14 protein-coding genes are annotated in these 13,775 nt (G+C 62.5%); 11 read left to right on the top strand and 3 right to left on the bottom strand.

What is annotated here, in order from left to right; translation table 11 throughout:
• Positions 1-461: TolC family protein (locus JMJ95_RS05550; protein WP_290683481.1), on the top strand; the 461-nt coding region annotated here is incomplete at its 5' end.
• 13 nt (positions 462-474) lie between these two features.
• On the top strand, positions 475-1,638 hold the full coding sequence (locus JMJ95_RS05545) for an efflux RND transporter periplasmic adaptor subunit (protein ID WP_290683479.1): 1,164 nt from the start codon (positions 475-477) through the stop codon (positions 1,636-1,638).
• A gap of 69 nt (positions 1,639-1,707) precedes the next feature.
• Here the strand turns inward: JMJ95_RS05545 and JMJ95_RS05540 are convergent, their stop codons facing one another.
• Positions 1,708-2,091 carry a dimethylsulfonioproprionate lyase family protein gene (locus tag JMJ95_RS05540; RefSeq protein ID WP_290683477.1) on the bottom strand — a complete coding sequence of 128 codons (384 nt, stop codon included), beginning with the start codon at positions 2,089-2,091 and terminating at the stop codon, positions 1,708-1,710.
• A gap of 145 nt (positions 2,092-2,236) precedes the next feature.
• Here JMJ95_RS05540 and JMJ95_RS05535 point away from each other — a divergent pair, with 145 nt between their 5' ends.
• The 9 genes from JMJ95_RS05535 (at position 2,237) to JMJ95_RS05495 (ending at position 11,538) form a co-directional block, all read left to right on the top strand.
• Positions 2,237-2,980: a FadR/GntR family transcriptional regulator gene (locus JMJ95_RS05535; protein ID WP_290683475.1), complete on the top strand. Its 744-nt coding sequence runs from the start codon at positions 2,237-2,239 to the stop codon at positions 2,978-2,980.
• Between the two features lie 157 nt (positions 2,981-3,137).
• Positions 3,138-4,499, top strand: coding sequence for a hypothetical protein (locus tag JMJ95_RS05530; RefSeq protein WP_290683473.1), 1,362 nt, complete (start codon positions 3,138-3,140; stop codon positions 4,497-4,499).
• 30 nt (positions 4,500-4,529) lie between these two features.
• Complete coding sequence (locus JMJ95_RS05525) at positions 4,530-5,693, top strand: ABC transporter substrate-binding protein (protein WP_290683471.1); 1,164 nt, start codon at positions 4,530-4,532, stop codon at positions 5,691-5,693.
• A 155-nt stretch (positions 5,694-5,848) separates the two neighbouring features.
• Positions 5,849-6,742 (top strand): branched-chain amino acid ABC transporter permease, encoded by an 894-nt coding sequence (locus tag JMJ95_RS05520; protein ID WP_290683469.1) that lies wholly within the window; start codon positions 5,849-5,851, stop codon positions 6,740-6,742.
• Between the two features lie 10 nt (positions 6,743-6,752).
• On the top strand, positions 6,753-7,616 hold the full coding sequence (locus JMJ95_RS05515) for a branched-chain amino acid ABC transporter permease (RefSeq protein ID WP_133955899.1): 864 nt from the start codon (positions 6,753-6,755) through the stop codon (positions 7,614-7,616).
• Positions 7,613-8,392: an ABC transporter ATP-binding protein gene (locus JMJ95_RS05510; protein ID WP_133955897.1), complete on the top strand. Its 780-nt coding sequence runs from the start codon at positions 7,613-7,615 to the stop codon at positions 8,390-8,392. Before JMJ95_RS05515 ends, JMJ95_RS05510 begins: the two co-directional genes overlap by 4 nt.
• A complete protein-coding gene (locus JMJ95_RS05505; RefSeq protein WP_290683465.1) occupies positions 8,380-9,114 on the top strand; it encodes an ABC transporter ATP-binding protein in 735 nt (244 codons plus the stop codon). The genes JMJ95_RS05510 and JMJ95_RS05505 overlap by 13 nt, the downstream gene beginning before the upstream one ends.
• Positions 9,115-9,155: 41 nt before the next feature.
• Positions 9,156-10,490 carry a hypothetical protein gene (locus tag JMJ95_RS05500; RefSeq protein WP_290683463.1) on the top strand — a complete coding sequence of 445 codons (1,335 nt, stop codon included), beginning with the start codon at positions 9,156-9,158 and terminating at the stop codon, positions 10,488-10,490.
• Between the two features lie 124 nt (positions 10,491-10,614).
• Positions 10,615-11,538 (top strand): ketopantoate reductase family protein, encoded by a 924-nt coding sequence (locus JMJ95_RS05495; protein WP_290683461.1) that lies wholly within the window; start codon positions 10,615-10,617, stop codon positions 11,536-11,538.
• Positions 11,539-11,605: 67 nt separating this feature from the next.
• Here the strand turns inward: JMJ95_RS05495 and JMJ95_RS05490 are convergent, their stop codons facing one another.
• Entirely contained in the window at positions 11,606-12,823 is a 1,218-nt protein-coding gene (locus JMJ95_RS05490) for an aspartate aminotransferase family protein (protein ID WP_290683459.1), read from the bottom strand.
• Positions 12,824-12,827: 4 nt separating this feature from the next.
• A partial coding sequence (locus JMJ95_RS05485; RefSeq protein ID WP_290683457.1) for a PLP-dependent aminotransferase family protein occupies positions 12,828-13,775 on the bottom strand: 948 nt, incomplete at its 5' end.

The raw sequence follows: 13,775 nt of genomic DNA, 5'->3' as shown, positions 1-13,775 counted from the left end.
CTTCCTATCGGTACAACGACACGTCGTCGAGCCTCGCCGCTGACGACGCGAACGAGTGGACGGCCACGCTCGCGGTCGCTGTTCCCGTGTTCGACGGAGGATACGCGAAGGGGCGCGTGCGGAGCGAGAAAGCGTCGCAGGAGCAGGCCCGCCAGTCGACGGAGAAAAAGAAAGACGCCATCGGGGAGGAAGTTCTCGCAGCATGGATGACGCTCGTCAGCACCCTGGAAACGGCGGAAGCCGCGAAACAGAACGTGGAACTCGCCCGGGAAAGCCTTCGTCTTGCGGAGGTTGGCTACCGCGAGGGGGTCAATTCTCAACTCGACGTACTCCAGGCGAAGACCGTTCTCACGGAAGCGCAGCGGAAGCTCTCCGGCGCGCTGAAAGAACACAATCTCGCATTCGTCGCCCTGCGCATGGCCGAAGGAACGCTTGCGAGCGTTTTCGAAAACGATCGGTAAAGGAGAATGCACCATGAGTGGTAACAATCAACGCAAATTTTTGGGCCTGAAAACGGGGCTCGTTCTTCTCTTCGCGGCGCTCCTTCTGCCCGCGCTGCTTCTTCTTCGTCCGGATTCCTCCTCTCCAATGCCCGAGGCGGCGCAGGAAGTTCCCTCCTTAGTAAGGGTTTCGGGGGCGTTGGTGGAACGGCGTCCGTTGATCAGGCAAGGCTTTTCGGCCTCGGCAACTCTCGAGGCCAGGGAGAGCGTCGTCCTTCTCTCGAAGGTCTCCGGCAGGTTGAGCGAGATGCGGGTATCGCAAGGAGACGGCATTAAAAAAGGAGACGTCGTCGCCGTCCTGGATCACCGGGACCAGGACGCGCAGGTGAGCGCGCTTCAGGCGCAGGTGAACGCGGCGAAGGCGGAGGCGGAGCAGGCCGGGGCGCAGCTGGAGAACGCGACGAAGGAAAAGGAGCGGTACGAACGACTGCGCAAAGAGGGGTACGCCGCGCAGCAGGAGCTGGACAGCCGAATCATGACCTACCAGTCGGCAAGGGCGTCGTACAACAGAAGCCTCGCCTCGGTGAAGCAGCAGGAGGCGAATCTCTCCGCGCAGAAGGTCTCCAGATCGGAGTACATCCTTCTCTCCCCCATGGACGGTGTTGTGCTGAAGGACTACTCTCTGACGCCCGGAACCATGATATCCGAAGCCACGTCCGTAGCTGAAATCGCCGACGTGCGGATCATGAAGGGGGTCGCGCAGCTCTCCGAGATGCAGGCGAGCAGAGTTTCCGTCGGGATGAAGGTCGTCCTCTCCGGTGACGGTTTCCCCGGCGCGGAGGTCGAGGGAAGCGTCTCCCGCATCAGCCCCTACGTCGACACCTCGACCAGGACGCTGCAGGTGGAGGTCGTCGCCGACAACGCCGCCTCGGGAGGAGCGCTCAAGCCGGGAATGTTCGTCTCCATTCTCTTCGTGGAGGCGGAAGCGGTCGGCGCGTTGACGATCCCATCGCACGCGCTGCGGCAAAGCGGCAAGGTTTTCGTGGATACGAACGGAACGGCGGAGGAGCGAACCGTCGAGACGGGGCTGACTCTGCCCGACGCCGTGCAGATTCTCTCCGGGCTCGAAGAAGGGGAGCGCGTCGTAGTCGGAGGAAAGAATTTGAAAGGCGGAGAAAAAGTCGTCGTCGGCGAGTAGCCGCGCCGCGGAAAAAAAGGTCTGTGCGCTTGGGAGCGCGGCCCGCGGGGGCGAAGGCGCGATATGCCTTCAACCCTGCGGGCGCTTCCCTTCCAGCTCTTCCCTCCAGTGTTCCACCACGCCCGCAGGCGAGTAGACGAACAGGATTTCCATGTCCGATCCGCCGGTGTTGCGGAGCGTATGCGGTATGTTCGGGTCCAGGTAGACCGTGTCGCCTGCGCGGACGGTCTCCGTCTCATTGCCGGCCTCCATCTCCCCGGAACCGGAGAGGATGTGGTAGATCTCCTCGTTGAAATGCTCGTGCCCGGGGATGCTCCCTCCCGGAAAGATCCGGACGCGCCCCATCACGAACCCTTTTGCCTGGAGTGGGCTGTCCTTCCCGACGAGTACGCGGGTCCTGCGTCCGGCGGGGAAGAGCGTTCCCTCCACATCGTCAATGTGAATCCTCTGCATTCCCAAGTCGCCTCCTCAAAAGAAGGGGTTGTCGTGTATAATGCGGTTGTCCATGGACAACCATAATCAGGACCATTACCCGTCTGTCCTGCCCTTATGATAGCATTTCGAACCGGACGACGGGTACCGGGAGCGGAGAAAACACATGAACGAGTCGAGAAGAGTTCTCGTGGAGAAGGTGTACGCCGCCATCAAGGACGGCTCCATCGTCAATGATGGCAAGCTTCCAACCGAGCGTGAAATGGCCGCGCTCATGACCACCAGCAGGACCTCCATGCGGGAGGCCCTCATCGTGCTGGAGACCCTGGGGATCATCGAGGTCAGGGGGAAGCAGGGGCTTTTCGTGAAGGACCTCGGGATGGGCAGGCTCACCCAGAGCCTTGACCTGTACGCCACGTGGCCGGCGGACATCATCCCCAAGGTATTCCAGGTCCGCATCATGATGGAAAGTCCTGCTGCCGGACTTGCGGCGCTCAACAGGACGGACGCGGATCTCGCGAGAATGAACGAATGCCTGGCCCAGTTCTCCCGGATCTTTACCGGCGGAGGTCCTGATGCGAGCCGCGAGGGAGCGCACTGGAACGACATTTTTCACCGCATCGTCATCGCCGCTTCCCACAACGAGGTACTCATCAGGATGCACGAAGGACTCTCCTCGATCATCGAGCGGGCGATGGAATCGCTCAACAGGAACAGTCTGACGACGCCCCGCCCACAGTGGACTGAACGGATTCTGGGCGAGCACGAGCAGATTGTCCGGGCCATCAGTGAACGGGACGAGACTGGAGCCCGGGAGGCAATGCGGAAGCACCTGGAGATTTCAGCGGCCAACCTGGAGAAACTGTGCCAGGACAAGGAGTCGGCCCTCCTGGGTTTTCCCGCGGACTGAACAGGACGGGGAGAACGAAACAGGTGTCGGGAGACGAGGGCTTCCCAGGCGGAAGCGCAAATGTTATAATTCCGTCAGTTGTTTGGTTGTCCTTGGTCAACCCATGAATTCAATCCGGCGTCTTCGTCAAGAAGGGCCGTAAGCGAGAGGGAGGCCCATGGCACAGTACGAATCTTTCAGCTTCGCCACACTGGACGGGCTGAGGCAAAAAATCGGATCGCTCGGCCTCGGCCTCGGCATTTCCTTCAATGAAGACCTGTCCGTCCTTGCCGAGCCTGCGGCGGCAGGAAAACGCATCATTCCCAACCGTTTTTCCACTCTTCCCATGGAGGGGCGCGATTCCCTTCCCGACGGCTCGCCCGGTGAGTTCACTTTCCGCCGCTACCGGCGCTACGGCGCCGGCGGGTGGGGTCTGATCCAGTTCGAGGCATGCGCCGTCTGGCAGGGAGGACGCAGCAGCGACCGCCAGATGTGCATCGAGCCCTCCACGGAGAAGGCGATCGCCGCCCTTCTCGAAGCGACGCGCTCGGCCGCCCGAGAAGCTCTCGGCCCTTCCCACTCTCCCCTGTGCCTTCTCCAGCTTCAGGACGCCGGCCGTTACCGCCACGCCACGGGGACGACTCCGGGCCTGACCGTTCCCTACGAGCTGCTCGACAGGCGGGCAAAGGTTCCTGAAGATGTGGTGCCTCTCTCCGATGCCGACATCGAAGCGGTGCAGGATCGCATGACCGAAGCTGCCGTCCGGGCGGAAAAAATCGGTTTTGACGGCATCGACATCAAGAGCTGCCATCGCTACCTCGGTTCAGAACTTCTCGCGGCTCACCTTCGCCCCGGTAAATTCGGCGGCGGCTTTGACGGGAGGACCCGTTTCCTGCGGGAGATGACGGAGCGCATACGCTCGGCCGTGAAGAACCCTTCTTTCCTCGTAACCAGCCGGATGAACCTCTTCGACGGTTTCCCGTATCCCTACGGATGGGGCTGCGACCGGTCGGACCCGCCCGTCCCCGATATGACGGAGCCCCTGAAGCTCGTCGGCATTCTGAAGGAGCTCGGCCTGGACCTGCTGACCACCTCCACCGGAACCCCCTACTACAATCCGTGGCTCGTGCGTCCCTTCGACCGGCTCATTCCGGGGAACATCGAAGCGCCGGAGCACCCCCTCGAAGGAGTCGCCCGCCTCTTCTCCCTGACGGAGAAGGTGCAGCGGGAATACCCGGATCTTCCGGTGACCGGCCCGGGGTATACGTGGCTTCGCCAGTTCGGAGTTTTCGCCGCCGCCGCCAATGTGGCGCGGAAGGCTGTGACGCTTGCCGGGTTCGGGCGGACGGGGTTTGCGTACCCCGGCCTGCCGAGAGACGTGCTGGAGAAGGGGGAGGTCGATCCGAAGAAGGTGTGCGTTTCGTGCAGTCTGTGCAGCGAGGTTATGTCTCAGGGAGGTCCCACCGGGTGCTACGCGAAAGACCGGGATGTCTACGGCCCCATTCTGAAGGAGCACAGGGCTTCCCGGAAAACGCACTGAAAACATATTCACATTGGAGGGAAGAATGGCATGAAGAACGGAATGGGAAAGTGGTTGTTCTGTGCGGTGCTTGTCGCCGTGCTGGCCGGTTTTGCCGGAGCGGCGTCGGCGAAGGAGATCCTGATCGGCAACATGCAGGATATCAGCGGCCCCACGTCGGTGTGGGGAAATGCGGTGACCAGGGGTGCCGAGATCGCCATCGAGAAGATCAACGCGGCCGGCGGCATCGACGGCGCCATGCTGAAGCTGGTCACCATGGACACGAAGGCCAACGTCCAGGAAGCCATCAAGGGATATAACAGTCTCGTGAGTTCCGGTGCCGTGGCGGTCGTCGGACCTCCCGTCAGCAACATCGGCCTCGCCCTCGCTCCCATCGCCAACAAGGCGGGTGTCTCCGTGGTCGGAAGCTTCATCGACCCGCGGGTTACCGTCGGGGAGGACGGCAAGCCCCAGGCAGCCATGTTCCTGATGCAGCCTTCCAGCATCCAGTACTCCGAGATCATGGCCAGCTACACGATCGACGTCCTGGGCCTCAGGAAGGTCGGCGTGCTCTACGACCAGTCCAATGCCTTCGCGGTCTCCCTGATGAAGCCCTACGTGGAGTATATCAAGGCGGCGGGCGGCGAGATCGTTTCCGAGCAGGTCTACACAAAGGGCGACAAGGACTTCAAGACCCAGCTCGCCAAGATCAAGGAAGCCGGCGCCGACTGCCTGTACTTCCCCAACTACATTCAGGAAGCCGTGCTGGTGACGAACCAGCGCAAGCAGGTCGGCCTCGATGTTCCCATCATCGGCGGCCTTGACTTCGCCCCGCCCTTCGCCTCCCTCGTGAACGACCCCGAAGCGGCGGACAACATCTACCTGGCCAACAACTTCTCCGAAAAAGAGCCCCAGCTCAAGGAAGTCTGGGACATCTACAAGGCTAAGTTCGGCGAGAATCCCGTGAACAAGGTGTTCCTCGGCTATGACAAGATCCTTCTTATCCGGGAGGCCATGAAGCTCGGCGGCGGATCCTCCGCGGCCCAGGTCATGGCGGGCATGCCGCAGGTGAAGGACCTTCAGGGAACCACGGGTGTCCTGACGATCTCCCCGGAGACGCATCAGCCGGTGGGGCTGTCCATGGTCATGTACAAGATCGAAAAGGGAGAGTACGCCGAACTCGGCCGCTACGTGCCCGAGAAGCACAAGAAATAGCCTTCTGAAATGTCTCCGCGAGGTCGCCCTTTCTCTTCCGGGAACAGGGCGACCTCTCATTTCTTCCCTCCCTTCCCCGGCGCACCGGGGACGCGGTTCCGGCCGGATCAGTCCCTGCAGGCACCGCAGTCCGGAAGGGCAAAGGAGCTGGTCTCATGCTGATGCAGAACATCATCAACGGAATCTCCCTCGGATCCGTCTACGCGCTCATCGCGGTGGGCTTCGCACTCATCTTCAATGTTCTCAAGTTTTCGAACTTCTCCCAGGGCGGCGTCATGACCGTCACCGCCTATGCGGGGTACGTCGCCTCCCGCTATCTTTCCGGCCGCATTGACTCCTCCCTTGTCCTTTTTTCGGTCGTTCTCGCCGCGGCCGCACTGTCGGGTGCCGTCATCGCCGCCGCGGTCGAACGGCTGGCCTTCCGCCGCCTGCGCCGGACGAAGAGCGAGCCGGTCTATTACTTCATCTCGTCGATCACCATGGGCATCCTGCTGGAGAACCTGATCACGATTTACGCCAGCAGCAACTTCTACTCTTACCCCCGGTTTTTCACCACTTCCGCCGTTCCCCTTTTCGGAGTGAACGTGGCGGTGACGGACATGATGATGTTCGGCCTCTCGATCACCTCGCTTCTTGTCCTGCTCTTTATCCTGTACAGGACGAAGATCGGCCTCGGCATCAGGGCGGCCTGTTTCGACGTGAACACGGTGCAGCTCATGGGAATGAACCCCGATTTCCTGGTCACCATGGCCCTGATGATCTCCGGCGCTCTGGGGGGCGTCAGCGGTGTCTTCCTCGGCATGAACTACACCCTTTACCCCCAGCTCGGACAGATGGTGGTGAAGGGGTTCGTCGCTTCGGTTCTCGGCGGCCTGGGGAGCATCCACGGCGCCGTGATCGGTGCGGTGCTCCTGGGTGTTCTCGAAATTTTCTTCATTTCGTGGGTAGGGGCCGGCTGGGCCCCGGTCTTTATCTTCGTCGTGATGCTGGCCTTCCTGCTGGTGCGGCCCCGGGGAATCGCCGGGGTCATCGTGCAGGAAAAGGCGTAGGAGGAACACGATGGATTACTTCATCTCCACCGTCATCTTCACCGGTATCGCCCTCATCGGAGTGCTCGGGGTCTACCTCATCACTGGTCTCACGGGGCTTTTCTCCCTGGGCCAGGCCGCCTTCATGGCCATCGGGGGCTACGTCTCGGCAGTTCTCATCCGCAATTACTCCGTGCCCGTCGTTCCCGCCGTTGCCCTCGCCATCGCCGCTGCCATGCTGGCCGCCCTTCTCGTGGGTCTGCCCACGGTACGCCTCAGAAGGGACTACATCTCCCTCGTGACGCTCGGTTTCGGCGAAGCCATCGTGGCGCTGCTCAACAACTCGGCAAACATCACCGGAGGGGCCATGGGCATCTCCGGCATTCCGCAGCTCACGACGCTTCCGGTGGTTCTCGCGAGCGTCGCGGTCTGCCTTGCGCTCGTCATTCTCTACAAGAACTCCAAGTACGGCCGGCAGTGCCTCGCCCTCCGGTCGGACGAACTGGCGGCCAAGTCCATGGGGATCAACGTCTACCGCCTGAAGCTGGTCACGTTCCTTTTCGCCGGGGCGCTCACGGGCTATTCGGGAGTGCTCTTCGGCTTCTACACCACCTACCTGGAGCCCGCCGCCTTCAACTGGATCATCTCGGCGGAGTGGACCATCATCGTCTTCGTGGGCGGCGTGAACAGCCTTACCGGAACGGTGCTGGCCACAATACTGCTCACCGGGCTTCCCGAATTTCTCCGCTTCGCCTCGGAGTGGCGGGTGGCCATCTACTGCGTGATCGTCCTCCTGATCGTCAACTACCGCACCGCGGGCATCATGGGCGAGCACGAGCTTTCCCCGAAGTCGGTGCGCCGGCTTCTCAGCCGGATGAAGGGGGTGCGGCCGTGAGCCTCCTCGAAGTGCGCGGCCTCACCAAGTCCTTTGGCGGCGTCCGTGCGGTGGATGATTTTTCCTTCAGCGCGGAAAAGGGAGAGATCGTGGGGATCATCGGCCCCAACGGCGCGGGGAAGACCACCGCGTTCAACCTGATCACGGGGGTCTATCCCCTTGACAAAGGGAGCATTCTCCTCGAAGGAGCGGAACTGGCGGGGAAGGAGCAGTTCGAGATCACCCGGAGCGGCATCGGGCGCACCTTCCAGAACATCCGGCTGTTTCGGGGACTCTCGGTGCTGGAGAACGTGATGACCGCCGCCGACCCCTATTCGGAGTACGGCCTCCTCTCCCTCTTCACCTTCGGCGCGGCCTTCCGGGGCCGGGAACGGGAGGTCCGCTCGACGGCCCGGGAATATCTTTCCCTGGTGGGGCTGGACAGGTATGCCGACGAGAAGCCGTCCAACCTTCCCTACGGCCTGCAGCGGAAGCTGGAAATCGCCCGGGCCCTGGCCACGGGACCGAAGGTGCTGCTGCTGGACGAGCCTGCCGCCGGGCTCAACCCCAGCGAGGTCCGGGAGTTTATCGGGCTGGTGGGGGATCTGCGGGAGCGCTTCGGATTCGCCGTGCTGGTGATCGAGCACCGGATGGAGGTTATCATGACGCTCTCTTCCTGCATCTACGTGCTCAACTTCGGGAAGCTGCTCGCATCGGGAACACCCGCCGAAATCCGGGCAAACAAGGAAGTGACGGAAGCCTACATCGGCAAGGAGGATGGATCATGCTCCGTATAGAGGATCTGTGGGTCTCCTACGGCCACGTGCAGGCCCTTTCCGGAGTCTCCCTCGAAGTGAAGCGGGGGAGCATCGTGAGCATTATCGGCTCCAACGGGGCGGGGAAGAGCACCCTGCTCAACACCATATCGGGCCTGGTGAAGCAGGAGCGGGGAAAGATCTTCCTGTGGGACGGAACCGGCCCGGACACGGCGAAGCTGCTGCCCCGGGAGCCCTACCGGGTGGTAAAGCTCGGTGTGGTGCAGGTACCCGAGGGAAGGCAGGTCTTCGCCGGGCTCACCGTCCGGGAGAACCTGATGGCGGGAGCGTACACCGTGAACGATGCGGGGCGCGTCCGGAGAAACCTCGACCGCATGTTCGAAATGTACCCCATCCTGAAGGAGAGGGCACGCCAGCAGGCAGGAACCCTCTCGGGAGGGGAGCAGCAGATGCTCGCCATCTGCAGGGGACTGATGACGGAGCCGAAGGTGCTCCTTCTCGACGAACCGTCCCTCGGCCTCGCCCCGATCATTGTGAAGGGAGTCTTCGACACCGTTCGGCGCATCCGCGACGAGGGCATTACAGTCGTGCTGGTGGAACAGAACGCCAACCAGGCCCTTGCCATCGCGGACTATGCCTACGTCCTCGAGAACGGCCGCGTGGTGCTCGAGGGTGAGGGTCGTTCGCTGCTCTGCGACCCCGCCGTGAAGGACGCGTACCTGGGAGGGGCCCAGGAAGCCTAAGGGACGGAGTATTCCCGGGAATCTTCGAAGGAGGAAGGATCATGGTCAGAAAACTCGCCGTACAGCCTCTGCTTTTCGCATCTCCTGTCTACTGGCCCGACAGGAATGAACTTGACGCCGCCGGAAAAACAATAGCCGGGATGATTGAGACCATGGACGCACCAACGTCGCTCATGCGTACCGCGCGTATCGTGGCGGGAGATGCCGACCTCGATGACGCACTCTCCTCGCTCGGCTGCGCGCTGCCCCTGCTCGTGCCTCTTTCGGGGGGCGTGCAGAAACGGATGCTGGCCGCTGCGGATGCCGCCTCAGAGAGCCTGCTCTGGAGCTTCTTTCCCAACGATGACATCTACGGGGAGAAGGAGCGGGAGACTGTCCTCCGCATCGTGTCCAGAAACGCCCTCCCCGCAGTCGCCGATGTCTGGGGCACCATCCGCGGCCGGGGCGGAAGGGTTACGAAGGTCTATCACGGAGACTCCTGGCTCGCCGCCGCGAAGGACCTGGCGGCGGCCCACAGGGTGCGGAACACACGGATTCTGCTGGTGGGGTACACCCAGGAGTGGGTTGTTTCCGCGAGCGTGGACACGAGGAAGATGGAACGCATGCTGGGCATCTCGTCGGTGCATATCGGCCTGGAAGAACTTTTTGCGGAATTTGAGGCATGCAGAAAAGATTCCGTTCCGGCCTCCCTCGCCAGGGAGTTCGCCCAGGGAGCCCGCGCATGCCTTGAGCCGAACATTGAACAGATCGAACACGCCTTCCGGATGTACAGGGCCCTGAAGAACCTGCTCGCCCGCTACGGCTGCAACGCCCTCGCCATCTCGTGCTTCTCCCTGGCGAAGACGCTGGGCGTCACGGCCTGCGTCGCCCTCTCCATGCTCAACGACGAGCCGGAGACCGTGGCCGCCTGCGAGGGGGATCTTGACGCAGCGGTGTCCATGGCCGTCGGCAAAGCGGTCACGGGAATACCTGTATTCATGGGAAACCCCGTCTACAACCTGGACAATACGCTGGATATCGTCCACTGCACCTCCCCCCGGAAGCTCGTTTCCGGGAACAATCAGCCCTACGAGATCCGCTCCCACCACGAGACGGGACTCTCCGTCTCCCAGCGGGTGGAAGTGGAGGGGACGCTGGATGCGACCATATTCCGCATCGGCGGCGAGTTCCGGAAGGCCGTGATTTTCGAGGCTCCGCTGCTCTCCAACCCGCGGCTCGACACCTGCCGGACCCAGTTCCGCTTCGGACTGAAGAGCTGGGAAGCCTGCTTCGACGCCATGCTGGGCTGTCATCACATGGTCGTCTTCGGCAGGAACGGCGACGCTATGGCCCGGTTCATGAAGGATCGCCTGGGTATGGACGTCGCCAGGCTTTGACGGGGTCCGCTGCCGGGAGCACGGGTGAGGAACGGAAGAAAGGCAAAACAGAGAAATAAGGGTTTTCCGGAACAGGTGTACCGGCCTGTCCGGGATGGCCTGAAAAAAGTTGGGGGTGCAGGGAATGAAAATCGCAGTGTTCGGAATCGGAGGTGTCGGGGGTATCGTAGGGGGCGCACTGGCCAAAAGCCATGCCGAAACCTGGTTCTTCGCCCGGGGGGAAAACCTGGAGGCAATCCGTGCGAAGGGGCTGAGGGTCGAATCCTCGGTGCTTGGTGATTTTGTGGCCAGGCCGAAACGTGCTTCCGACAGGGCTGAAGAGTTCGGCATAATGGACGCCGTTTTTGTTTGCTGCAAGGGATACAGCCTGAAAGAGGCCTGCGGGGCGATCTTCCCCGTGGTGGGCCCCGAAACGGCGGTGATCCCGCTGCTCAACGGAGTCATCGTCTCCGACATCATGGAGCCGCTGCTGCCCCCCTGCATCCTTGCCGACGGGACGATCCGCGTGTTCAGCCGCCTGGAGAAACCGGGGCACATCATCCAAAGCATGGAAATGTGCAGTATCGCCTTCGGCATGAAGGACGGCAGCAGACCGGCACGGCTGGATGAACTCGCCTCTGTGCTCAACACCGCGGGCATCAGGACGGCGGTATCGGAAAACATCATGGTGGACAGCTGGTCCAAGTATGCCCTGATGTGCGGCAACAGCGTAATGTTTTGTTATTACGACGGTCCCGCCGGCACGGTGCGCGAGGATCCGCAGCATGAAAGCGTGCTTCGGGCCGTAACGGGCGAACTGGTCGCGGTGGCGGCCGCAAAGGGAGTTACGCTGCCGGCGGATACGGCGGACAAAGCGGCGGCTTTTTTTTCAAAGATGGAGCCGGACGCCATGTCCTCTCTCTACCGGGACCTCAGCAGCGGCAAACCGGTGAACCAGACCGAACTCGACCATATCATCGGAAGAATGGTGGAGATGGGACGGCAGACCGGCGTGCCCACCCCGTACCACACGATTGCCTACGAACGGTTTGCCTCACAGAAGGATTAAAGCCCGAAAACCGAATGCAAATGCAAAGCGAAGCCTGCCGGATCTTTCCGGCAGGCTTTTTCTCCTTTCACTCCATTTCACCGAGCACCTCCCCGAATGCCGCCAGGAAGCCCTGCATTTCGTCCCTTGTGATGACGAAGGGTGGAAAGAGGCGGAAGGTGGACGTCAGCTGGTGGAAGTCCTGGATATAGCCCTTTTCCAGCAGTCGTTTGGACATGTCCGGCCCCCTTCCGGCAGTTTCCGGGGTGAGCTCCGCGCCGACCATGAGTCCCTTGCCCCGCACCTCCCGGATGCAGGGGAAGCGGGCCTGGAGTTCGCTGAGCCCCGAGAGCAGCATTGCCCCCATTTCCTCCGACCGTTCCACGAGGCCTTCGTCCCGCAGGGTGCTGATGACCTCCGCGGCGATTCGTCCTGAAAGGGGCGTGTTCTGGTGCGACTGGACGTGGCGTCCCAGAACGGAAACCGCCCGCTCTTCCACCTCTTTCGTGGTGACCACCGCCGAGACGGGCAGGCCGCCGCCGAGAGCCTTGCCGATAACCAGGATGTCCGGTACCAGGTTTTCATGCGAGAAGCCGAACCACAGTCCTGTCCGCCCCATGCCCGTGGTGACTTCCTCGGAGATGAAGAGGGCTCCCCGGGCGGTCGCCAGTTCCCGGAGGCGGGCTCCGTAGCCGGGAGGCGGCACGAGGATGCCTCCCCCGAGGACGGGCTCCCAGATCAGCGCCGCTGCCCCTTCTTCCGGGGGCGTTTCCTTCAGGGCAGCCAGGCAGGGAAAATTTCCTCCGCCGCAGTCGGGTGAGGAAGGGCACCGGGCGCAGTGGGGCGCAGGCAGGCGGACGACCTGGCCGGGTTTCGGAAGCCAGGTTGCCGTCCGGCCCGGTTCGGAGATGGAGAGGGCGAAGACCGTGCCTCCGTAGTACCCCTTTTCCGCGGCGATGATTTTCTGCCGTCCCGTGGCGGCCATTGCCATCTTGAGGGCCAGTTCCACCGCTTCGCTGCCGGAGTTGAGGAAAACGGCCCGGTCCAGTTCCGGCGGCAGAATGCTTGCGAGCTGCCGGAGGGCGTCGTCCATCTCGGGAGTCCCGAAGGATGCCCCCGCCTGCAGAAGTCCCCCTGCCTGGTCCCGGAGGGCCCGGGCCAGCCGTGGATGGCCGTACCCGAGGACATTGCACCATGTGCCCGACCACATGTCGGTGTAGCTTGTGCCCCGATCGTCGAAGACCGTGCTTCCCCTGCCTCCCGTCAGGCGGATGCCGTGCAGGGGGTTCGTGTTCCAGAGCTTCATCTCCTCATCCCTTCCTTTCGTACACCTTCCCGAAGGCCCTTCCGAGCCTGCGGATGCCTTCTTCGATTTCTTCCTCGTCCAGGGACGAGATGGAGAGGCGGAAATGTACCCCTGCCGGTTCCGAGGAATAGAAGATGTTTCCCAGTGCGGCGCTGACCTTTTCCGAGGCCAGGATTTTCTCCCAGTCCGCCGGCGGGGAGGGAGCCATGGAAAGCCAGATGAGGTATCCTCCGTCCGGCCGGGTCCAGGCTGCCCATTCCGGGGAGACAGCGCGATTCAGCGCGGCCAGGGCGGTCTGCATCCGTTTTCTGTAGACCCGGTGCATCCTTGAGATGTGCCGTTCGTAATGCCCTTCGGAGCAGAAACGGGCCAGGGCGGCCTGGAGCAGCACCGGGGGCGACAGCTCTCCGTACCGGCGGAGCACGGCCAGGCGCCGGATGCATTCCGGGTGGGCCGCCAGCCATCCGACGCGGGCCCCGGGGAAGAGCACCTTTGAAAAGGTGCCGCAGTAGATCACCCGGTGCCCGGTGTCCATGGACTTGACGGGAAGCACCACCCTGCCCGAGTATTTCATTTCCTCCTCGAAGGCGTCCTCCAGGAGGGGCACCCCGAAGCGCGAACAGATGTCCAGCAGCCGCTCCCGGTGGGGCTGGTCCGTGGTGATCCCCGTGGGGTTCTGGAAGTTCGGCATGGTGTAGACCAGGTGGAGGGGACCCTTCCGGCAGGTGTTTTCCAGGGCGTCCAGGTCCATGCCGTCCCCCTTCAGAGGGATTTCGGCAATGTTCAGGCCGTAGTGGCGGAGAAGGGGGAGGATGTCGCCGTAGGTGGGGGATTCGACGGCCACCGTTCTGCCGGGGACCGCCGTCATCCGGAGGACGAGGTCGAGGGCGTGCTGGGCGCCGTTGGTGATGAGGATCTCGTCCGCCGTCACAGAAATGCCGTGGGTTTGGTT

Source organism: Aminivibrio sp., assembly GCF_016756745.1.
Taxonomy (GTDB): domain Bacteria; phylum Synergistota; class Synergistia; order Synergistales; family Aminobacteriaceae; genus Aminivibrio.
The sequence above is the reverse complement of the archived record's forward strand: the minus strand, read 5'-3'. Positions and strand labels throughout refer to the sequence as shown.

Bases quoted from the DNA above. Each gene is read 5' to 3' on its own strand.
- JMJ95_RS05545 (WP_290683479.1), top strand. From the start codon at position 475: ATGAGTGGTAACAATCAACGCAAATTTTTGGGCCTGAAAACGGGGCTC.
- JMJ95_RS05540 (WP_290683477.1), bottom strand. From the start codon at position 2,091: ATGCAGAGGATTCACATTGACGATGTGGAGGGAACGCTCTTCCCCGCC.
- JMJ95_RS05535 (WP_290683475.1), top strand. From the start codon at position 2,237: ATGAACGAGTCGAGAAGAGTTCTCGTGGAGAAGGTGTACGCCGCCATC.
- JMJ95_RS05530 (WP_290683473.1), top strand. From the start codon at position 3,138: ATGGCACAGTACGAATCTTTCAGCTTCGCCACACTGGACGGGCTGAGG.
- JMJ95_RS05525 (WP_290683471.1), top strand. From the start codon at position 4,530: ATGAAGAACGGAATGGGAAAGTGGTTGTTCTGTGCGGTGCTTGTCGCC.
- JMJ95_RS05520 (WP_290683469.1), top strand. From the start codon at position 5,849: ATGCTGATGCAGAACATCATCAACGGAATCTCCCTCGGATCCGTCTAC.
- JMJ95_RS05515 (WP_133955899.1), top strand. From the start codon at position 6,753: ATGGATTACTTCATCTCCACCGTCATCTTCACCGGTATCGCCCTCATC.
- JMJ95_RS05505 (WP_290683465.1), top strand. From the start codon at position 8,380: ATGCTCCGTATAGAGGATCTGTGGGTCTCCTACGGCCACGTGCAGGCC.
- JMJ95_RS05500 (WP_290683463.1), top strand. From the start codon at position 9,156: ATGGTCAGAAAACTCGCCGTACAGCCTCTGCTTTTCGCATCTCCTGTC.
- JMJ95_RS05495 (WP_290683461.1), top strand. From the start codon at position 10,615: ATGAAAATCGCAGTGTTCGGAATCGGAGGTGTCGGGGGTATCGTAGGG.
- JMJ95_RS05490 (WP_290683459.1), bottom strand. From the start codon at position 12,823: ATGAAGCTCTGGAACACGAACCCCCTGCACGGCATCCGCCTGACGGGA.